This is a genomic window from Myroides sp. TSA_177.3, assembly GCF_052691955.1.
The window spans coordinates 453,266-474,940 of the sequence record NZ_JBQZGD010000001.1 but is presented as its reverse complement, the minus strand read 5'-3'; the positions used below and the strand labels follow the sequence as shown (position 1 = coordinate 474,940).

The following is a 21,675-nucleotide window of genomic DNA, read 5'->3' as shown; positions in this document are numbered from 1 at the left end:
CCCAAACTTTACACCACCTTTTTTTTAAAGTATTTTTGATAATGGTCGCAACTCCCTATTATCATACACGTTACAACTCAAAGTTTTTTTTGACTTTTTCATGGATTAGGATCGTGTGAAGCCGTGATGCTGCTTTTTTTTGCTTTTTTGCCTTTTTGCAAGGGGAATTTTTGAGGAATGCATCAAGTAAAAGAAGGGGGTCTTTTGAAAAAAGTGGTTCGAGCATAGGGGCACATTGCCATGTGCCCGTACGGGCGGGAAAAGATTTTGTGGTTTTGATGCTCTCCTTATATATAGGTAAGGGCACATAGAAATGTGCCCACTTATAAAAAGATAAAAACTTCTTTAAAAAATAAAAGCACAAAAAAAGGAGAGCACAGCTCTCCTTCTTCTTATAGTTGTTTAACTACTTGTTTATTTTTTTACAATACGCTCTGTCTTGTCAAAGCCATTGCCTTTTATTTTTACAAAATAAGTACCTGAAGACAATCCGCTCATATTTACTTCTACTTGATTTGAGGATAGTGTTGATAAACTTTGTACCAAACGGCCCGTCATATCAAATACCTGAATAGACATACCTTTTACATTAACCTCTTCTGGAATCGTTACATTCAACTGATCCACTACCGGATTTGGCCAAATAGCAAAAGATAAATCAGTCAACTCAAACTCTTCAGTAGATAAATTATTGAAGTCGCTACGGCTCATGATGATTGAATACTCTTGGCTTCCTCCTCTTAATACACCTTTATGCGTTACTTTCGCTGTATAAATACCAGCTTCCGCTCCTTCAATTTCAATTTTCTCAATATTATCAACGTTATTATCTCCTTTTTGAGCGACTAGATTTCTAAAATCTTTATTTAATCTCCAAGGTAAATACTCCACTCCGTCTTTAAATACACGTAGATCTAAATCATTTACTAAAGAAGGGTTATTCTTTGCATAAGTTTCATCTGAGTTATCTCCATTCGTTAATGAACCCTCTGGATCAGTCCAAGCAATTGTAACAATAACATTGATTCCACTTTCCCCTACTGAAAATTGCTTTTCATATGTTGCTCCTTGCACTAATACATTCTCTTCTAAAACAACACCACTCACTTTGCTTCCTTCCAGAATTTGAACACCCCCTTTTGCATTGATTAATCCCCATCCAAATTTATGATCTGGTCCTTTTGCACTTCCAGCTTCATCAGCTGTATGTGCCATCAACGCACGAATTGTAGCTGACTTGAATGCATTACCATTTTTCTCCATCGCCCATTGTTGCCATAAAGCAATTACACCTGTCACTGAAGGAGCTGCCATGGATGTACCACTAGAATTCGAATACAAATTAGTTCTAGGCACTCCTGTCACTGGTGTTGGTAATTGGTAATTACTTGAAAACACTCTTACCCCCTTAGATGAAATATCGGGTTTAATACGAAAATCATTCGTAGGTCCAAAGTTACTAAACGACGACATCACAACACTTGCAGGCCCCGTATAATTCGCTACTTCTTCAACTGCTGCTACAACAATAGTATTTTTAGCTACCGCAGATCCAGTAAGTAAATCATTTCCATTCTTAGCAGGATTTATGATTCTAAAATTATCTCTATCATTTCCAGCTGCAACAACCGGTTGATAATATTTATATTCAAAAGTAAGTTTATCAAAATCCTCACTTGTAAAATCATACGTTCCGAAATCGTTCACTGCGAGTACTGCACGCCCAAAATCATCAATTGCTGTATATCCGTAGGAGTGATTTGATACCAATAATGCATCTGTTCTTGCAGCTTGACGCATATATTGCGTATCTCTATCCCAATCATAACTAATTATTCGCGCAGCTGGTGCCATTCCTTTTGCAGAAGCATTGACTCCTTTTGCAGCGATTGTTCCTGATACGTGTGTAGCATGTGATCGTCCACGCTCAAAACTCAAACGCTCATCTTGGGAAGCTGTACCGAGGTTGAGCAAAGGCTTTCTCAATGTCATACGACTTCCACCTGTATCTCCTTGAAATTCCACATGAGTATCTAAAGCTGGTTGACCATCCCATACTCCTACAAGCATTCCTGTTCCATCTAAGTTTAAACCTAAACTTCCACCTGGTGCTATATCATTTACTCTTGTTGTTTTTCTACTTCCTGCATTACTTGTAGAATAGTATATATACGAACCGTTTTCGTTAATTCGCTGTAAAGAAAACACTCGACCATCTTCTGTAATTCCTGAAATTGGTTTATTGTTTTCTTTAGCCATTTTATAAGCGAATTCTTTCTCTTCAATTCTCGCTTTTTCAAAAGCCTTAGCTTCTTCTACATTCAACTTATCGTAAGTAGAAATAATTTTTTTACGAATTTGTTCCGTTTGCGCATTCATACTCACTCCCCACAAGGAAAACAAGCTGAATAACAACAAGGTATTTTTTTTCATAAATTCTGTCTTTTGGTTGTTTCTAATTTTAGGTCGTGAAAGTTAAGCATAAAACCAATAATAATGCTAATTTTAACTAAAAAACTATTTAATTAAAAATCTAGCAGAAAACAAATACACAAAACTCAATATCAACAAACTAATAAAAGATTTTAAACAACGAAACGATTGAATCCATATGATTTAAACAAAAAAGGTTCGATTGCGAACAATCGAACCTTTTTATATATTTCTTATAATAAAAAAGAAGAGTATTATTCCTACAAAGAGAAATGCAAACGTATTGCTAAATCCAAATCGCTGCATAAATCTTTTGTTTTTCAGGATATAGCTTTCCACAAAGAGTACATATATATAGAGCATGACTCCTAGGTAAAGATATATCAGCTGATTATAGTAGAATGCATCTTTAAATTTTCCTTTAATGATTGCGTCAATTGCTCTTTGTCCACCACACCCTGGGCAATCCCATCCAGTATAGTCTTTTATTGAGCAGGTTACAACCGCAGGAAAATAACTCAATCCTTTACTTACGGCAACTACAATTCCGATAGGAAGTAGGACGTAAAAAAGAATCCGATAAAAAATCTGCATAATGTAAATCTTACATTCCTCCTCCTTGCATCATTCCTATTGCTTCTTGAACTGACTCCATATAAGCATCCCATCCTCCCATTTGTTGGATATTATACCAAGAATAAACGAGGTTAAGAACAAAAATACCCCATACAATCAAGCTGAGAATTTTGGCATTTTTCGCAGCTTTCACTGCTCCTTCATAATCTCCTTGCTCATACTTTTTAGTAGACTGCGTTGACATTACGATAGCTACAATACCAACGAAAAGTCCAATACAGCTACAAAAACCAAAAATTGTTGAAATAATCGATAAAGCCAAATAATTTTTTGGTTTTGGTTGCATTTGATTTTGTGCTTGATTTGAAAAAGCATCAAAATTCTGATTGAAGTTACTTTGTTCCATTTCTTAAAATTTTAACGCAATATACTACTTTTTGTTCTTTCTAAACAAAACGTTTGATATACTGTTCTAACTTTTCTTGATACATTGTTTGAGCATGATCAACGACAGCATCTACACCCTCGATTGTCAAGATTGGTTTTAACTTTGCTTCTGTACGCAACCAATCCAAATACTCTGTACAGAATTCAGCAGAATTAAATTCTCCTTCCTCTTCTAATACTTCTTTATCTTGAAAATAAAATTCATCTTCAAATACCACAGCTTCCACATCGTACGCGGCTATCTGCAATAATTCTTGAATATTTTTAGCAACGACAAAAACACCACCTTCATCACCAAAGGCAACGATCGGAGCTTGAGTTAAATCATCTACTTCTTTGTTATTAATCCAAAAAGCATAGATACTTCCTGAGCTATTTGCTTCAGCAAAAGGAATAAATGCTTTAAGAAACTCCTCTTCTGTTGAAAAACTTTCAATCAGTGGGGTTTCTTCTGTCATTAAATAAATCGCATTTGAATAATAAGAGGGAATGTTTTCGGATACTTGAAACTCTAATAAGCTCTTTAATTCCTTAGGAATTTTGTACCCTTTAAATAATGCAGTAAATTCTTGTTTTACCATTGTACTGTTCATTTTCGCCCTGAATATAGGCTCTATTTTCAACTTAAATTAAATTAAACTATACAAAACCTCTCCCATAGTTGAGGATCTTGTTTGATTGAATAAAGATAAAATTTTTTCTTTTACAAAAAACAATTCTGTAAACATTCTTATTTTTTTCTTTAATCATACTATAAAATTATGATTTTCAATTAAAAAAAACACATACTCCTTCAGATTTAACAAATCTAATGGAGTCATTTCGTGAATATTCATTTAAAACCTTCGATTCACTTTCTTCTTCTAGTGGCAAAATTCCCTTACTTTTGAAGGTAAAATCTGTATTATGTCAACAGTCCAAACGATTTACCTTGCTTCAGCAATGATTATTGATTCCCATGGAGCACTCTTAACTGTTCGAAAAAAAGGATCCCGTTATTATATGATGGCTGGCGGTAAAATTGAACCTGGAGAAGAACCAATTGAAGCCTTGCTCCGTGAATTAAAAGAAGAACTCAACCTTACCCTCGATCCAAGCGAAATTCATCATCTGGGCACACATCAAACCCAAGCAGTGAATGAAGCTAATACTCTGGTTCACGCAACCATCTTTCAACTAACTCTAACTCCGACAGATTTTACTCCTCATGCAGAATTAGAAGAGATTAAATGGTTAACCTATGAGAACTATCATCAGGTTCCTTTGGCTCACCTTTTAGAAGAATTCAGTATTCCGCTGTGGTTAAAAAGCAAAAAATCCCAGTAACAACTGAGATTTTTTTATTTTTCTATCCTTGTTTCTTTACATATTTGGTAAGAATAACAATCATTTGTCCATCCACTTTACCTTCTATATACTCTACGTTATTTGGATCCAATCTGATATTGCGAACAGCTGTACCAATTTTTGCATTTAACGAAGATCCTTTTACATCTAGATCTTTGATTAAAGTAACAGTATCTCCAGCTGTCAAAATATTTCCATTGCTATCTTTGTGTAATTCAACAGAACCATCTCCTGTATGATCTCCTGTTGCTTTAGCAAACTCCATCAATTCATCATCCAAGTACATCATTTCTAAATTATCCGCAGCCCAGCTTTCTTGTCTAAAACGGTTCAACATACGCCAAGCGACTACTTGAACAGCAGGTACCTCACTCCACATTGACGTCGTTAGACATTGCCAATGGTTGCTATCTAACTCTTGTCTTTTCTCAATTTGATCTAAACAAGTCGCACAAATATAAATTTCTTTATCTGCTTCATTAGCAGCCACAGGCGGAACCTCATAAACCTTTAATGGTCCTGTAGATTCACATAGTTCACATTTATTTCCACTTCTGTCTTTTAACTCCGCTTCTGTTTTCATAATACGTATAGAATATAATTTAAAAGTGCAAATATAACTTTAAATATCTATTTATAAAAAACAATAAAACTCCTTTATATTAAAAAGAAATACACTGGAATGGTTGTAATTTGATAATCGTGAGGATTGTGCTTTGTGAGGGTTGTTTTTTGCTCTTTGTGAGGTTTGCTTTTTCGTGAAGTTGTAAGATTTATCGATTAAAGCAAGGAGCTCTGTTTTAATTAGAAAATTTACTTTAAGGTTATGAGGTATGGGTTATGGGTTAAGGGTTAAGGGTTATGGGTTATGGGTTAAGGGGTTATGGGTGAAGACAAACCTCTCACAAAGTACAAACCTCACAAAGTACAAACCTCACAAAGTACAAACCTCACAAAGTACAAACCTCACAAAGTACAAACCTCAAAAAGTACAAACCTCAAAAAGTACAAACCTCAAAAAGTACAAACCTCACAAAGTACAAACCTCACAAAGCACAAACCTCACAAAGCACAAACCTCACAAAGTACAAACCTCACAAAGTACAAACCTCACAAAGCACAAACCTCACAAAGTACAAACCTCGCCTTCTCCCCCCTCATCATTCACTTTTTCTATTATTGGACGGGGTTCCTTCGATTTTCCTTCGATTTTTCTTCCACCTTCCTTGGAGATTCCTTCGACTTTCCTTCGTCTTTCCTTCGACAAAAGGGTCTATTTTCCTAGTATACTCCAAGCATTGTCCAAGGAAAGTCGAAGGAATGTTCAACAAAACTACTGCTAACTCTTTACTTGTGTTTAATTTGTAAGGGGGGTATGGTTATGAGGTATGGGTTAAGGGTGAGGCGGTGAGATTGGTGAGATTGGTGAGATTGGTGAGGCGATGAGAAAGGGGGACGTTCATCCTCACCGCCTGACCTCCTCACCGCCTGACCTCCTCACCACCTCACCACCTCACCACCTCACCTCCTCACAAAAACAAACCATCCCTCCTATTTCAATATTCTATCAAAAGACTTAACTTTACTGCATAACAACACATTTCTATTTACTATGAAAACAGATATTGAGATTGCAAGAGAAAGTGAATTAAAGAACATTTACGAAATTGCTAAAAATATCCAATTACCAGAGGAGTATGTAGTTCCGTATGGCAAGAACATGGCGAAAGTTCAACTAGAAGCCCAACAACAAGAGCAACAAAAAAAATCAAATTTAATCTTGGTTACGTCCATTACTCCTACAAAAGCGGGAATTGGGAAGACTACTGTTTCTATTGGTTTAGCCCTTGGATTAAACAAAATTGGAAAAAATGCGGTTGTTGCGTTAAGAGAACCTTCTTTAGGTCCGTGTTTTGGAATGAAAGGTGGTGCAGCTGGTGGTGGTTATGCTCAAGTATTGCCGATGGAAAATATCAACTTGCACTTTACAGGGGATTTCCATGCGATTACTTCTGCACATAATACCTTAAGTGCTTTACTAGACAACTACATCTATCAAAATAGAGCGGAAGCTAATGGCATCAAAGAAATTTTATGGAAAAGAGTATTGGATGTCAATGACCGCAGCTTGCGTTATATCACGACAGGGCTAAGAGGAAATGCCAATGGTGTACCTCAAGAAAGTGGTTTTGATATTACACCTGCATCAGAAATTATGGCGATTATGTGTCTGGCAACTGATATTGATGATCTACGCAGACGCATTGAAAACATTCTTTTAGGTTATCGCTATGATGGCAGTATGTTTACGGTAAAAGATTTAGGTGTAGCTGGAGCTATTACTGTTTTGCTAAAAGATGCCTTAAATCCGAATTTGGTTCAAACCACTGAAAATACAGCTGCATTTATTCACGGAGGTCCTTTTGCTAATATTGCCCATGGATGTAATTCTGTGCTTGCGACTAAAATGGCGATGAGCTATGGCGATTATGTAATTACAGAAGCTGGATTTGGAGCAGACCTAGGTGCGGAAAAATTCTTTGATATTAAATGTAGAAAATCTGGCTTACAACCGAAGTTAACAGTTGTGGTTGCTACTGCACAAGGATTAAAAATGCACGGTGGTGTGGCTTTAGAGAACATTAAGGACAAACATATTGAAGGAATCAAAAAGGGATTAGAGAACTTGCAAAAACACGTAGAAAACTTGCGCTCATTTGGACAAAGTATCGTGGTTGCGTTTAATAAATATGCGACAGATAGTTCAGAAGAAATCCAATTAGTTGAAGACTATTGTCGTGCAAATGGATTAGGTTTTGCGGTAAACAATGCTTTTGTTGAGGGAGGAACAGGTGCTATAGCTTTAGCAAATGAAGTCATACAGATGATTGAAACCAATCCTAGTCAGCCATTACAGTTCCCTTATTCGGATGATTTGACAATTGCTGATAAGATAAAAGCGATTGCAACAAAAATCTACGGAGCAACTGCGGTTACTTTTAGCCCTATTGCACAGAAAAAATTAAATCAAATCAAAGGAACAAAACTCGATTTGTTTCCTGTTTGTATTGCCAAAACACAATATTCGTTTTCAGCAGATGCTAGCGCATATGGAGTAGCACAAGATTTTACTATTGCTATTAATGATCTTGTGATTAATAACGGTGCTGAATTTATCGTGGCTATTGCTGGTGATATTATGCGTATGCCTGGACTTCCTAAAGTACCACAAGCAACAAAAATTGACTTAGTAGATGGATTAGTTGAAGGTTTAAGCTAATTCTCATCCTTTATACCCTAATTAAAAAAGCGAAAAATTGAATTTTTCGCTTTTTTTTATTCCCTAAACTAGGAATTAAACAAATAACCCATACTCTTATTTATAATTTAATTTTTAACAAATTGTCATTAACAATTAAAAACTATATTCATTATATTTGAGAAAATTTAGAAAAAATAGCGTATAAAAATACGTATATCACCTATTTTTAATGAAAGATATAATTCACCACTTATTTTTCCCTGTTTCTAACGCCATCATGACCGTTTTGATGATTATATCAGTCATCTATTGGTTATTTTCAGCCCTTATGGGGGGATTAGATGGAATAGGTATAGACGCCCAACCGGATGTAGATGTAGACGTAGATGTTGATGTAGATACTAATTTTGACTTACAACAAAATCACGTGGATATTCTACACGATAAAGATCCAGATATTGACGAACCTACCCTATCCCATGAGCCGAATCTATTTATGAAGATCCTCCATTATATGAATGTAGGCCAAGTGCCTTTTATGATGGTGTTGACTATTTTTAAATTTTTCACTTGGGCAGGTTCTTTACTAACTACACTATCACCGCATATCATCAAATTTGGCAATTGGTCTATTATCATACTGATTCCCTTGGCTATCATAGCTATTATTCTCACGCATTACGTTACCCTTCCTTTGGGTAATTTTCTAAAAAAGACAGGCTATCACGGAGATGAATCTATAGATTTCATTGGTCGCGAAGGGTTAATGCAATCGAGTATTGATGCAGATAAACACGGGATTATGCAGCTAGTGGTCGATCAAGATCCTATCAAAATCATGGTAGCCAGCTGGGATGGGGAACCCATCCAATTTGGAGATCGAGTTTACGTAATAGAAAGATCAAAAACAACCAACCTATATTATGTGGTCAAACGCATGTAATCATTTTATCAATCACTAAACACAAATTTTATGGACTTCGGATTAGGAACAATAATAGCAATCATCGTTGGTGCTTTATTTCTATTAATTCTATTATTCTTTGCTGTACTCGCTACTTTCTACAAGAAAATACCGCAGGGAAAATCAATTGTTAGAACAGGTATTGGCGGTACCAAAGTTGCTTTTAATAAAGGGATCTATGTTGTTCCTGTATTTCACAAAATGGAAATCATGGATATTTCCGTGAAAAAGCTTCAAATTGACCGTATGCAAAAAGAAGGATTAATCTGTAAAGACAATATCCGTGCCGATATCAAGGTGGCCTTTTTTATCCGCGTCAACAAATCCATTGACGATGTGATTAACGTTGCACAGACCTTAGGTTGTGAACGTGCAAGTGATGTAGAAACTCTGCGCAACATTTTTGAAGCGAAGTTTTCTGAAGCCCTAAAAACGGTAGGAAAGAAATTTGAGTTTATTGAACTATATGAAGCTCGTCGTGAATTTAGAGATGAGATTATCAATATTATTGGTCGTGATTTAAATGGTTATATTTTAGATGACTGTGCGATTGACTACTTAGAACAAACTAATCTATCCTATTTAGATCCACAGAATATTCTAGATTCTGAAGGGATTAAAAAAATTACGGAATTAACAGCTTTACAAAACATCAATGCGAACTTGATTCGCCGTGATGAGCAAAAAGTAATCAAAAAACAAGATGTTGAAGCTCGCGAGGCGATTCTTGAATTAGAAAGACAATTGTCAGAAAAAGAAGAGAAACAACGCAGAGAAGTTGACAACATCAAATCACGTGAAGAAGCTGAGATTCAAAAAGTACGCGAAGAAGAGCGTTTAAAATCTGAAAGTGTACGTATCTCAACGGAAGAGAGTTTAGCAATATTAGAAGAAAACAAACTTCGTCAGGTTATTATTGCGGCGAAGAACAAAGAGCGTACTGATGCAGTTGAAACGGAACGCGTTGAAAAAGACCGTGCTTTAGAGCAAACAGAACGCGAGCGTATTGTATCTCTAGCTCAAATTAATAAAGAGCGCGCAGTAGAAGAAGAAAAGAAAACAATTCAGAATGTTATTCGCGAAAGAGTACAGCTTGAAAAAGGTGTAGTTGAAGAGCAACAAGGCATCAAAGATGTGGAAGCTTTCAGAGAAGTTGAAAGAGAGAAACAAGTAGGTATTACCCATGCGAGTAAAATTGCAGAAGAAAACTTAATCAAGACAATTAAGGAAGCAGAAGCGAAGAAATTTGCGCAAGAACAACTTTCACAACAAATGTTGATTGAAGCAGAAGCACAAAAAGAAGCATCAATCAAACAGGCTGAAGCACGTAAGATTTTAGCAGATGCACAAGCGCGTGAAGATGCTACTATAGGACTTGCTGAAGCGGAAGTAATCAAAGCAAAAGCGGAAGCAATTGAGCAAGAAAGTATTGTTGAAGCGGCAAGAATTCAACGCATTGCTACAGCTGAAGCAGAAGGAATCGCGGCGAAAGCAGAAGCAAAACGCAAAGAAGGCTTGGCAGAAGCAGAAGTAATCAAAGAAAAAGCGATTGCAGATGCAGATGGATTAAAAGAGAAAGCAGATGCGATGAAGCAAATGGACGGTGTTGGAAAAGAACACGAAGAGTTCAAGTTACAACTTCAAAAAGAGAAAGAAGTAGAACTAGCTGCATTAAACATTCAAAAAGATATTGCTAAATCTCAAGCAGATGTCCTTTCTACTGCGCTACAAACAGCAAAAATCGATATTGTGGGTGGTGAAACGATGTTCTTTGAGAATATTATCAACCAGGTAAGCCGTGCCAAAGGATTTGATCAATTGGTTGACAAGAGTCAGAATGTACAAGATATTAAAACGGCTCTCTTAGGCGATGGAACGTCCATCAACCAAGGCGATTTATTTGACAATATTAAATATTATGCGCAACAGTTTAACGTAACAACAGAAGACCTTAAAAATCTGAGTATTGCAGCTTTAATAATGAAAATGCAACATAATGCTACAGATGAAAATCAAAGTTTATTGGGGACAATCTCCGATGCTGTACAGCGCTTAGGTATAGGAAATAAGAAATTATCATAATAGCTATTCTAGTCACTCTTTGTAAAAAAGAGTGACTTTTTATTCGCTACTCCTCTACTCTATTTTTAATTTACCTCCGTATTAGCTAGACTAGGTTAATACAAAGTATCCTTTATATATGGCTGAATTAGAAAAACAACCTATAGAATCTTTGGATTCAAATACGTATGAGATTATACAGCGCAGACTTCAACAGCAGAAAAGTGATTTAATTCAACGATTACAAGCACTTAATGATGACCGAAAAGAAGTTTTCACAGCTGTAGATCTTAAGCTTATCGCCAACCAACGCATTACCACAGCAAACAATTGTACTGCCAGAGGTATTATTGCCTTTGACAACATCTGTATTTTTGGGTATAATGTTCACTTTGGATTAAAAACAACTATTGAACTCAGTGATGTATTTAGCATCTATCGCTTTGAAAACAATCAGTTTGTACCTCAACCGTTGGATTTTATTAGCGATGCAAACTTTATCAACGATTACCAAAATTTATATAAATACTATAGAGACTCTATTTTTAGCCGATTTAAGAAAACAGAGAATTACCTCTATATGGTTTTCCAAACCAGCAAAAATGTAGATAGCTTAAAGGCTTTTAAATGGTTGATTAAAGATGATCAACTGATTTATCAAGATGATCGCAGCATTCACGAAGTAGTTAAAAGTCCACAGTTTGAGTTTACATGGAACAAAACAACGCTTGAAAACAGACGCTTAGGCGTTCATCCCCATGTTTCCATTCAAGATAAAGTCTTTATAGAAGCCGTTGGTGGGGATATTACCTTTAAGATTGAAGACAATACGAGTAATGGTCAGGGAATTTACGCTGAACCAGTAAAGAATATTGATCAACAGCTGGATGATGCGGACTACTACTATGCGGATTTAGGAAACTTTATTGCTATTCGCATCAAGCCGTATCAAGAAGAGTTTCGTGCCTTTATCTTTAATACCAAAACCAAACAAGTAATCAATGTATCCGCGTTGAATCACACGGGTATATTACTTCCAGATAGTCAAGGAATTATTTTTTCCAATGGTTATTATTTACAAAGTGGTGAGTACAAAATTTTTGACAACAACATCAAAGATCTTGAATTTATCAAACAGATTCCTTCTCATAATGGAGAGGATTTCTTGTATATTTTTTACCAGGCCGAACAGCACATTTATACACTGATGTCGTATAACATTATTAAACAACAAATCGAAACCCCTATTGTTTGTAGTGGATTTACGTTGTTTAACGATGGTAAACTCATCTATTTTCGCTCTGAAAATGATGCGGTAAAACACCATGTTGTTCAAATCTGGCAAACACCTTATACGGCGACTTTAATTGAAAACAAGGAGCAAAAAGAAAATCAACTCTACAAAATAGGCAATAAGGATCTGGTAAAAGCGATGGCTGAATGTCAAGAGATTATTCACCTCATCGACAAAGAAGATTCCTATGAAGGCCTATATGGCGACATTGCCAAAAAGGCGAATGATGTTATTGATGCTTATTTTTGGATTAATACCTCAGAGACGAAGCATTTAAATGAACCTTTAGAACAAATCAAAGGAATTGCCAATACCGCAATTGACGAATTTGAAAAAGTTCAAGAACAACGCAAAAAGGCTGCTGCTCGTTTAGTGGAATTGAAGACTGTTGTTGACAAACAACTATTCAATGTAACTAATGCTAAAGGCGATACCCTAGAAAGCTTGGTTCATTTACTCGCTGAGAATCGAAAACTCCTTGGAGCTATCATTAGTTCCCGTCAAATCAAATACATTGATGTTACTGTTTTAGAAGGGTATCAAGAAAAATTAGGACAAACAAATGAAACCCTTTCTGATAAAACGATTGCATTCCTCTTAGAGGAAAAGGCGTTAGTTCCGTATGAACAAAAAGTACTTCAACAAAAAGAAAAAGTCAATGGAGTAACGAAAGTAATCGATGCACATGCGATTGATGAAAGTTGTAAATCCATCTCTGCAGAACTGGAATTACTCATTGATATTCTCAACAGTTTAAAAATTGAAGATACCACGGAAGCGACCAAGATAATAGCTAAAATCTCGGTTATTTTTGCCTCGTTGAATGAGGTACGTGCGCAATTAAAACGCAAAATCGATGCATTGCGAACCAATGAATCTATTGCAGAATTTCACGCTCAATTGACTTTACTAGATCAAAGTATCATCAATTTTTTAGAGCTTTCCAATTCTCCTGAAAAATGCGATGAGTACCATTCCAAAGTCAGCGTTCAGGTAGAAGAACTCGAGAGTAAATTTGCAGATTTTGACGAATTCATCTTAAAAATTGCAGACAAACGCGAAGAAGTGTCCAAAGCTTTTGACACGAGAAAAACGCAATTAGTTGAACAAATCAATAGACGCACCCAAGCTTTAGAGCAGATTGGTATTCGCATCTTAAAAAACATTGAAAATAAATCAGCTTCTTTTAAATCAAAAGAAGACATCTTGGCTTTCTTTTCTTCCGATTTGATGGTAGATAAAGTACGTCAACTGATTATTGAACTACGCGAATTAGGCGATGTTTCAAAAGCAGAAAATCTAGAAAACAGCGTAAAAACAAGTCAGGAAGATGCTCTTCGAACTTTACGAGATAAGCAGGATTTATTTGTTGATGGTGAAAATATCATCAGTTTAGGTTCACATAAATTCGCTGTGAACAAGCAACCGTTAGATTTAACCATCATTCGAAAAAATGATTTGTTGTATTATCACCTAACGGGTACTAGCTTCACTTCTCTGATCAAAGAGGATCGCATTTATTCCTATAAAGAGATTTGGAATCAGGATCTTGTTTCTGAAAACAATCAAGTTTACAGAGCGGAGTATTTAGCGTATCAAGTGATGCAGTCTCTTGCAAATTCAGGGATTGAAGAATTACAAGAAGCGATTAAGCTGAGAGCAGAACAAAATTATGGCGAAGGCTACCTGAAAGGAGTGCATGATTTTGATGCCTTGGAGATTACACAAGCCCTTTTACAACTAAAAAAAGACCTAGGTATTCTTACCTATGCTCCTGCTATTCGGGTATCTGCTCAGTTCTTTTGGCATCAGTTAGAGGCTTCTTTAAAAGAAACACTCATTAAACAAATCAACAGTGCCACTGCGGTACAAAAGGTTTTCCCTGCTAGTGCAAACTATCAGTATATTTTACAGCAGTTGGATGATTTATATCTGCAATGGAAATCTCCTTTGCAATTAGTAGAATCAAAGCAAGCAGTTACGCAATATTTATTTGAGGAGTTTACTGATGGAACTTATTTTACTAAATCTCAACAAGCGCATCAACTCAAAAAAGAGTTTATTGCTTTTTTACAGCAAAAGAATGCACTCGTTACTTTTGAAAATGATATTCAGGAGGAGTTTTTATCTCCTTTAGATCGTTTCTATTTGATTCAAAATTGGCTGTACTCCTATTTAGGGCATCATCCTGAATCAGCTGTTTTAAGCAAATACATGGATGAAGCCTGTAATTTACTTCTTTTTGAAAAACAGTATAATTATACCATCAAAGAGAGTCAGGATCGCATCGTATTAAAAACATTAAAAGGCAATCACCCTCTTATTGTTCAAGATACTTATACCTTGGATTATCATCTCTTCATGGATAAGCTGGTATCTTTTGAAGCGACAACTGTGCCTTTATTCCGCGCCTTTATAGCAACAAAAGAACAGTTACTCAGCGAATACAAACGAAGTTTAAAAATCAATGAGCTACAACCCCGCGTCTTGACGTCTTTTGTGCGAAACAAATTGATTAATGAGGTTTATTTCCCTTTAATTGGAAACAATTTAGCCAAGCAAATTGGCGTTCACGGAGAAAATAAACGCACAGCTCGTATGGGGATGTTGCTTTTGGTTTCTCCTCCAGGATATGGAAAAACAACCTTAATGGAATATTTAGCGAATACGCTAGGTTTGCATTTTGTCAAAATTAATGGACCAACGATTGGTCATTCCATTACGTCTATTGATCCAGATGAAGCAAAAACGTCAGGTGCTCGAGAGGAATTAAAGAAAATAAATTTATCTTTTGAAATGGCAGATAATGTGATGTTGTATCTAGATGACATCCAGCATTGTAGTCCTGAATTTTTACAGAAATTCATTTCATTGGCGGATGGTCAACGTAAAATGGATGGAATTTTTGAAGGAGAAAGTAAAACGTATGATTTGAGAGGCAAGCGCTTCTGTATTATCATGGCGGGAAACCCTTATACAGAATCAGGAGAGAAATTTCAAATTCCCGATATGTTAGCCAACCGAGCAGATACGTATAATTTAGGAGATGTAATTGGCAGTACAGAACATCTGTTCAAACTGAGTTTGTTGGAAAATGCAATTGCGGAAAATCCGTATTTACAACAATTGAGCAGTACGAGCTTGGATGATTTCTATCGCCTAATTGCCCATATCGAAACTCAATCGGAAGAAACGCTTTCCTTAGAAGGTAATTTTAGTGCGCAAGAAATTGAAACATTTACTGCCGTATTGAAAAAATCGATCATTATTCGCGATTTGGTCATTCAGGTGAACCAACAATACATTATCAGTGCAAGTATGGATAATGCCTATCGCACAGAACCTGCATTTAAATTACAAGGTTCTTATCGCGATATGAACAAGATGATTAGCAAAATTGTTCCTTTAATGAATGAGAAAGAAATTGAGGAGTTGATGTTGACGCATTATGAAAATGAATCGCAAACCTTAACTTCCGATACAGAAGCGAATCTATTAAAATTAAAAGAATTGGCCAATCAACTTTCCCCAACGGAGCGTGAACGTTGGGAGAACATCAAAACCATATTTGTCAAGCAGAACAAATTGAGTTTTGCTGGTCAAGATAATCAAGCAGCTCAAGTCGTTAATCAGCTGATGGATTTCAACCAAAATTTAGCAAGCATTGCCCAGGCAATCAAAATAAAATAATTCGAAAGCGGTTTGTATAGTTACAAATCGCTTTTTTTATTTGCTTTACTTCTCTTCTGTTTAGTGCTAAATCTGCTAACAAAAACGCAGGGTGTAATTGTGTGGCTTTTTTTAAAATGGTATATTTACTAGTAAACAAACTTATTCAAATAAAAAAATTTATGCTCTTAGGAAAATCTCAGCGTCCAAATGCATCGCTGATAGAAAACAACGACGATGCTTCCCTTGTGCTCCTACTGATACAAGGACGGTATTTGGAAGCCTATCAACTAGTCAGTCAACAACCTGAAAATCTCGCCAACTTATACAACAAAGCGTTGTGTCTTTATTTTGCTGAATTGCCTGATACGGCTCTACTCCTATTGGATCAAGCATTTGCATTAACCTCTAATCAACTGAAAGAGATTCCTTCTGCTGATTCTGCCATCCTAGCTAAAATTAAAGCAAGGCAAGGTAAAAACAAGGATTACTTACAGCCAATTAATCAATTTTATACAGATCATTTTCCTCTACAAGTATGGGATAACTTATGGCGTATCAAAATTGACTGTTTAGTTCAACTGGAACAATGGGATGAAATTCTCCTTCATGTGCCTAAACTAATCGAAAAACACCATTATCAAAATATAAATCAGGCGATAGCATTAGCCCAACAAAATAAAAAGGAAAGCGAATGAATGAAACGATATTTAAAGGAATTGAAGATTGCTATGTGCGCAATAAGTTCTCTCGAGGAGGAGAAAAAGTGAATGTATTGGAACAAATTCAGTTACTAGAAGACAAAAAAATAAGTACAACAACAGGAGATACACTTTACCATTTGGCTGCGCGTTATCTCGATTTAGATACGATTAACTACTTACATCAAGAAGGAATAAAACCCCGAACAAACGATAGAGATCAAACGCCTTTACACTATTTGGTACAAGCTCATACCAATGAAAAAGATTATGCAGCTTTGGCTGAAGCGATTTACAATTGTACGATGGCTTTGATCAAAGCAGGAGTTAATCCCAAAAAGAAAAATCAAGAAGGGATTCCTGCCTATTGGAAAGCAGGAGAAGCGGCTTGTTATCCTTTCATTCAAGCCATGGCAGATACTGACATCAAAGTAGATCAGGTTGGAGAAGAAGGGAAAAACTTGCTTCATGTCTTGTGCTATCGCTTGGTTCATCGCAAAAATATTGAAGGCGTAGTTGAAGCAACGGGAAAAACCATTCAAGTGATTCTAGCGCATCAACTTCTTGATCCAGAAGACAAAGATATCTTTGATCGCACACCGATTTACTATGCACAAAGTGCAGATGTCAAAGAAATTGCTGCCATTCTCAGTGGAGATGCCTTAGCTTTAGTCACGGGAGGCATGGACTTAAATCAAGCTGTACTTAATCGCGATTTACAAGCCGTACAAGCACTGTTGAATAACGGAGAGGATATCAATCAACTCTTTGATGCGAATGGAAGATCGGCGCTAATGCTAGCTTGTGAATACCCTAATCCAGAAATGGTTGAACTCTTGTTGAAACATCAGGTAGATGTTAACCTAAAATCAGGAGCCAATGGGACGACAGCCGTTTACTATCTTTTAGAAAAAGCAATCTACAATTTAGATCGTGGTGTACAAGGGGGGCAAACCGATCGTGTGATTCGTCAGATTTTTCAATTGTTGTTAGACAGTGATTTACAAGTCAATGATACGATTCACCAGCACGATGGAACAACTGCGTTGATGCACTTAGTTCGCAACCAACAACTTTCTGGGTTAATGAATTCCATGGTGGAAGATTTGATTGATGCAGATTGTAATCTCAATCAAACCAATAACAGCGGACAAACAGCCTTAATGTTGTTTGCCTTTGCAGGCAATGAAGATCGAGATAATATTATCGAACTATTATTAGATAACGATGCGGATATTAGCTTACTCGATAAAGAAAGTAATACGGCTCTGATGTACGCAGCACTAAATCACAATGCGATGTCTGCGAAAAAAATTGGAACTTTGCTATTGGATGCGAATGCGTCGATAATCAATCAAGTGAATAATCAAGGAAAAACAGCATTAGATTTAGCTGTGGAACAAAATAATGAAGCCCTTGTTAAGGTGATCCTCAACAAGATGTAATACAAACGGAATACAATTGCTATGGATACTATGTTTTTAAATGCCTGTAAAGCAGGACAAAAAGGAGTTATTGAAGCGTTTTTGAAAAAGGGCGGTATCAATATTAATAAACGAGATGCATTGGGGAATACCCCGCTATATTATGTCTGTATCAAGGGGGCGAGGGATTTGGTTCAATTGCTTATTCAAGCAGGAGCTGATGTTTCCCAAGCAAACAACAATAGTCAGGCCCCCATTCACCGCATTGCTGAAAATGGCAATAAAGAAATCATCACCTTATTAATAGAAGGCGGAGCGGATATCAATGCTACGGATAAAGAAGGAAAAACACCTTTGCTTTATGCTATTAAAGCAGGAAAAACAGAAACTGCACTTTTCTTCCTTAGTCAAGGGGCGGATCAAACCATCAAAGACAACGAAGGTTTTAATGCTTTGGATTATGCAACGGCGGCGGGATTACGAGATTTAGTTGTTGCTTTATCTAGAACAGCAGGTGTTAGTCAAAAAGATGATAACGGCAATACTCCTTTACATCAAGCGGTCTACAATGGACAAAGTGAAACGGTAAAAGCCTTGCTCAAACAAGATACCTCAACAATTAATGAAGTGAACAATGAGGGGCAAACTCCTCTCGTATTAGCCGTTCAAAACTCCAATATTGGTGTGGTGGAGCAATTGATCCAAGCTGGAGCTGATATTAATAGTAGCCTACTGAATGGAAATTCACCTTTACATTATGCCGCAGCAATTGGCAATCGATTTATCGCTAAACTATTAGTGGACCAAGGAGCGGCTATCAATGCCTTAAATGCCTATAGTGAATCACCCTTGATTGTAGCTGCTTATCAAGGCCATAATGACTTCACGGCTTTATTGATTGATGCGGGTGCAAACCTCAACCAAGTAGATGATAGCAGCAAAAGTGCAATGGCTTATGCCAGCGAAAAAGGCTTTACTGAAATTGTTGAACAACTGTTAATGGCTGGGGCAACCAATTAAATGCAGTAGAAAAAAATAAAGAGTACATAAAAATCAAGAACGATCTGAGCAACAGGTCGTTCTTCTTTTTTATACCTTTGTCTCCTAAAACAAACGCATTTACAATCCTCTAATTCAACTTTATGTCCAAACATTTGGCTCGAATAGCTGTTACGGTTTTATTCTTCTTTTTTGGTGGAGTCTCTGCCTCATGGGCTTCGCGAATTCCTACCATCAAAGAATATTTTGAAGTAAATGATTCGGCTTGGGGCTTTGTCCTGTTGTACATTTCAATTGGGACTTTAATTTCCTTGCCCTTTGCAGGTTCTATTATTGCTAAATTGGGAAGTAAACGTTCTACCTTGTATTTCTTACTTTCTTATTTTGTCTTACTGGTCGGTATTGGCTATTGGGACATCCTTTGGCAATTGAAAATAAACTTGGTTCTATTTGGTGTTTTTAGTAACCTCACCAATATTTCCATCAATACCCAAGCGATTAATGTATCCAAACAATACAAAGGACAAATTATCGGATCTCTCCATGGTACTTGGAGCATTGGAGGTTTTGCAGCTTCTTGGTTAGGTGCCGAAATGATCAGCAGTTACGTTCCGCCTTTCGATCATTTCATTTACTTTTCCTCGGTAGGTATTGTAGCCTCACTATTCTTGTTTAAATTTTTAACACCCGATGCGGCTCCGCTAGAAAAAGAACAAGCTACAACACAAAAAAAATGGAATTGGCCCGATAAGAATTTAACCGTTCTAGGCTTACTCGCCTTCTTTTCGATGGTGACAGAGGGAACTATGACCGATTGGTCTAGTGAATACATGAAACACATCGCCTTAGCTCCTATTGAATTAGTAGGATATGGCTTAACGGCTTATATGTTTACCATGGCTAGTGGTCGTTTTATCTCGGATTATACCGTACGAAAATATGGAGAGCGCAAAACTTTATCCGTTTGTGGTTTACTTATTTTTATTGGTTTAGGTGCTGCGGTTTTATTTCCCCATGTGTATACAACCATTTTATCGTTTATGATTGTTGGATTTGGTGTTTCGGCAGTTGTTCCTATGGTTTATCATTTAGCAGGAAATAGTACAATAATGCCCCCACAACAAGCGTTAACATTAGTAACGAGCATTGGTTTTATTGGATTCTTTTTAGGACCACCCGTGATTGGTTTTATCGCACAGCACTCTTCTTTACAGACTGCTTTTGCTATTATTGCCCTTTTCGGTTTGTCCATTACGCTTTTAAATCGATTTATCAAGCTAGATACTTCGAACTAAATTTATAAATTCTGTAACAATTGAATCGCTAAACCCCATACGATTGTTCATTTTTATTTTTATATTTGATCATATTTTAAACTATCATTAATGTTTACATTTTTGCAAGCTTCACCAGATGCAATTACTACTGCCGTAACTGATTTAAACGAAGTAGTAACTCAAGAAAGTCAAATTTCTGCGTTAGATTTTGTTCTTAAAGGAGGAATCTTTATGATTCCGATTATCCTTTTGTTTATCTATACGATATATCTTTCCATCGAGAGGTATTTGTATATCAGAAAACAAACGAAATACGATGCAACTGTACTTCCCAATACACTCAACCTATTGGAGAAAGGTCAAATGGATTCTGTTGATTTAACCTTGTCAAGAGACAATAATTCGTATACGAAAGTTATTCTAGAAGGTACACATTCAATTGGAAGACCGATTACTGAAATCGAAGCCAATATGGAGCGCTTAGCGACTATTGAAATTGGAAAAATGGAAAAGAAGATGGGCCACCTGGGATTAATTGCCGGTATTGCTCCTACTTTAGGTTTCGTTGGAACAATTTTAGGGGTTATCCGTATTTTCTACAACATTAGTATTTCAGAGGATATTAGTATTGCTAATATTTCAGGAGGACTATATGAGAAAATGATTAGTAGTGGTTCTGGTTTAGTTGTTGGTATTATAGCGTATGCAGCGTATCACTTGCTGAATTCGTCTATTGATACTTATTTGTTGAATACACAACAAACGATTTTAGATTTTATTAATGCAATACAAAGACCAAATGGCAATCAAAAGAAATAAACGCTTTAAAGCGGAAATTGCGACTTCCTCTTTAAGTGACATTATGTTCTTCTTGCTTTTATTCTTTCTTATTTTATCAACATTAGCAAATCCCAATGTGATAAAAATGATGCTTCCAAAAGCAGCATCAAATGAAAAGACGAATAAACAGCACTTGACCATATCGGTTACAGAAGATAAACGTTTTTTCATTAATAAGACTGAAGTCCCATACGAGGCATTAGAACAGACTTTATTAGCAGAATTAGGAGGAAATACCGATCAATCGGTTGTTATTCGAATCCCATTTAATTCGCAAATTCAAGAACTTGTAGACGTTTTACAGATTGGTGTAAAAAACAACATTAAGTTTGTAATAGCTACACAAAAGCAATAAAAAAAAGGAGCGATTTTCATCGTTCC

Annotated in this window: 16 protein-coding genes; 11 read left to right on the top strand and 5 right to left on the bottom strand. The window is 36.3% G+C overall.

All coding sequences use genetic code 11. The features are described 5' to 3' along the window. Nucleotides 1-414: 414 nt before the first annotated feature. The 4 genes from ACUTSE_RS02095 to ACUTSE_RS02080 all read right to left on the bottom strand — a co-directional run bounded on the left by ACUTSE_RS02095 (nt 415) and on the right by ACUTSE_RS02080 (nt 4,049). On the bottom strand, nt 415-2,433 hold the full coding sequence (locus ACUTSE_RS02095) for a S8 family serine peptidase (RefSeq protein ID WP_445639042.1): 2,019 nt from the start codon (nt 2,431-2,433) through the stop codon (nt 415-417). A gap of 222 nt (nt 2,434-2,655) precedes the next feature. After that, nucleotides 2,656-3,027, bottom strand: coding sequence for a DUF2752 domain-containing protein (locus tag ACUTSE_RS02090; protein WP_445639041.1), 372 nt, complete (start codon nt 3,025-3,027; stop codon nt 2,656-2,658). Nucleotides 3,028-3,037: 10 nt separating this feature from the next. Beyond that, a complete protein-coding gene (locus tag ACUTSE_RS02085) occupies nt 3,038-3,415 on the bottom strand; it encodes a CD225/dispanin family protein (protein ID WP_115092651.1) in 378 nt (125 codons plus the stop codon). A 40-nt stretch (nt 3,416-3,455) separates the two neighbouring features. Then, nucleotides 3,456-4,049, bottom strand: a complete 594-nt coding sequence (locus ACUTSE_RS02080) for a cell wall assembly protein (protein ID WP_445639040.1) — start codon at nt 4,047-4,049, stop codon at nt 3,456-3,458. A 313-nt stretch (nt 4,050-4,362) separates the two neighbouring features. Between ACUTSE_RS02080 and ACUTSE_RS02075 the strand changes: the two genes are divergently transcribed. Next, entirely contained in the window at nt 4,363-4,782 is a 420-nt protein-coding gene (locus ACUTSE_RS02075) for an NUDIX hydrolase (protein WP_445639039.1), read from the top strand. Nucleotides 4,783-4,804: 22 nt separating this feature from the next. On the opposite strand, the gene ACUTSE_RS02070 is transcribed toward ACUTSE_RS02075, so the two are convergent. Continuing rightward, a complete protein-coding gene (locus ACUTSE_RS02070) occupies nt 4,805-5,386 on the bottom strand; it encodes a PhnA domain-containing protein (protein WP_445639038.1) in 582 nt (193 codons plus the stop codon). A gap of 1,029 nt (nt 5,387-6,415) precedes the next feature. Here ACUTSE_RS02070 and ACUTSE_RS02065 point away from each other — a divergent pair. From ACUTSE_RS02065 to ACUTSE_RS02020, 10 genes are all read left to right on the top strand, one after another. Continuing rightward, nucleotides 6,416-8,083, top strand: a complete 1,668-nt coding sequence (locus tag ACUTSE_RS02065; RefSeq protein ID WP_445639037.1) for a formate--tetrahydrofolate ligase — start codon at nt 6,416-6,418, stop codon at nt 8,081-8,083. Nucleotides 8,084-8,294: 211 nt separating this feature from the next. Continuing rightward, nucleotides 8,295-9,008: a hypothetical protein gene (locus tag ACUTSE_RS02060; protein WP_445639036.1), complete on the top strand. Its 714-nt coding sequence runs from the start codon at nt 8,295-8,297 to the stop codon at nt 9,006-9,008. A gap of 30 nt (nt 9,009-9,038) precedes the next feature. Further along, nucleotides 9,039-11,111 carry a flotillin family protein gene (locus ACUTSE_RS02055; RefSeq protein ID WP_445639035.1) on the top strand — a complete coding sequence of 691 codons (2,073 nt, stop codon included), beginning with the start codon at nt 9,039-9,041 and terminating at the stop codon, nt 11,109-11,111. A 118-nt stretch (nt 11,112-11,229) separates the two neighbouring features. Next, nucleotides 11,230-16,074, top strand: coding sequence for a DNA repair ATPase (locus tag ACUTSE_RS02050; protein WP_445639034.1), 4,845 nt, complete (start codon nt 11,230-11,232; stop codon nt 16,072-16,074). A 161-nt stretch (nt 16,075-16,235) separates the two neighbouring features. Continuing rightward, nucleotides 16,236-16,751 carry a hypothetical protein gene (locus ACUTSE_RS02045; protein WP_445639033.1) on the top strand — a complete coding sequence of 172 codons (516 nt, stop codon included), beginning with the start codon at nt 16,236-16,238 and terminating at the stop codon, nt 16,749-16,751. Next, nucleotides 16,748-18,199 (top strand): ankyrin repeat domain-containing protein, encoded by a 1,452-nt coding sequence (locus tag ACUTSE_RS02040; protein WP_445639032.1) that lies wholly within the window; start codon nt 16,748-16,750, stop codon nt 18,197-18,199. The genes ACUTSE_RS02045 and ACUTSE_RS02040 overlap by 4 nt, the downstream gene beginning before the upstream one ends. A 21-nt stretch (nt 18,200-18,220) precedes the next feature. Further along, a complete protein-coding gene (locus tag ACUTSE_RS02035; protein ID WP_445639031.1) occupies nt 18,221-19,198 on the top strand; it encodes an ankyrin repeat domain-containing protein in 978 nt (325 codons plus the stop codon). 122 nt (nt 19,199-19,320) lie between these two features. Next, on the top strand, nt 19,321-20,472 hold the full coding sequence (locus tag ACUTSE_RS02030) for an MFS transporter (protein ID WP_445639030.1): 1,152 nt from the start codon (nt 19,321-19,323) through the stop codon (nt 20,470-20,472). 90 nt (nt 20,473-20,562) lie between these two features. After that, nucleotides 20,563-21,273, top strand: coding sequence for a MotA/TolQ/ExbB proton channel family protein (locus tag ACUTSE_RS02025; RefSeq protein ID WP_002990356.1), 711 nt, complete (start codon nt 20,563-20,565; stop codon nt 21,271-21,273). Then, the gene (locus ACUTSE_RS02020) at nt 21,254-21,649 is read left to right on the top strand and encodes an ExbD/TolR family protein (protein WP_036462946.1); all 396 of its coding nucleotides are present in this window, start codon (nt 21,254-21,256) and stop codon (nt 21,647-21,649) included. Before ACUTSE_RS02025 ends, ACUTSE_RS02020 begins: the two co-directional genes overlap by 20 nt. Nucleotides 21,650-21,675: the final 26 nt, after the last annotated feature.

Bases quoted from the DNA above. Each gene is read 5' to 3' on its own strand.
- ACUTSE_RS02095 (WP_445639042.1), bottom strand. From the start codon at position 2,433: ATGAAAAAAAATACCTTGTTGTTATTCAGCTTGTTTTCCTTGTGGGGA.
- ACUTSE_RS02090 (WP_445639041.1), bottom strand. From the start codon at position 3,027: ATGCAGATTTTTTATCGGATTCTTTTTTACGTCCTACTTCCTATCGGA.
- ACUTSE_RS02085 (WP_115092651.1), bottom strand. From the start codon at position 3,415: ATGGAACAAAGTAACTTCAATCAGAATTTTGATGCTTTTTCAAATCAA.
- ACUTSE_RS02080 (WP_445639040.1), bottom strand. From the start codon at position 4,049: ATGAACAGTACAATGGTAAAACAAGAATTTACTGCATTATTTAAAGGG.
- ACUTSE_RS02075 (WP_445639039.1), top strand. From the start codon at position 4,363: ATGTCAACAGTCCAAACGATTTACCTTGCTTCAGCAATGATTATTGAT.
- ACUTSE_RS02070 (WP_445639038.1), bottom strand. From the start codon at position 5,386: ATGAAAACAGAAGCGGAGTTAAAAGACAGAAGTGGAAATAAATGTGAA.
- ACUTSE_RS02065 (WP_445639037.1), top strand. From the start codon at position 6,416: ATGAAAACAGATATTGAGATTGCAAGAGAAAGTGAATTAAAGAACATT.
- ACUTSE_RS02060 (WP_445639036.1), top strand. From the start codon at position 8,295: ATGAAAGATATAATTCACCACTTATTTTTCCCTGTTTCTAACGCCATC.
- ACUTSE_RS02055 (WP_445639035.1), top strand. From the start codon at position 9,039: ATGGACTTCGGATTAGGAACAATAATAGCAATCATCGTTGGTGCTTTA.
- ACUTSE_RS02050 (WP_445639034.1), top strand. From the start codon at position 11,230: ATGGCTGAATTAGAAAAACAACCTATAGAATCTTTGGATTCAAATACG.
- ACUTSE_RS02045 (WP_445639033.1), top strand. From the start codon at position 16,236: ATGCTCTTAGGAAAATCTCAGCGTCCAAATGCATCGCTGATAGAAAAC.
- ACUTSE_RS02040 (WP_445639032.1), top strand. From the start codon at position 16,748: ATGAATGAAACGATATTTAAAGGAATTGAAGATTGCTATGTGCGCAAT.
- ACUTSE_RS02035 (WP_445639031.1), top strand. From the start codon at position 18,221: ATGGATACTATGTTTTTAAATGCCTGTAAAGCAGGACAAAAAGGAGTT.
- ACUTSE_RS02030 (WP_445639030.1), top strand. From the start codon at position 19,321: ATGTCCAAACATTTGGCTCGAATAGCTGTTACGGTTTTATTCTTCTTT.
- ACUTSE_RS02025 (WP_002990356.1), top strand. From the start codon at position 20,563: ATGTTTACATTTTTGCAAGCTTCACCAGATGCAATTACTACTGCCGTA.
- ACUTSE_RS02020 (WP_036462946.1), top strand. From the start codon at position 21,254: ATGGCAATCAAAAGAAATAAACGCTTTAAAGCGGAAATTGCGACTTCC.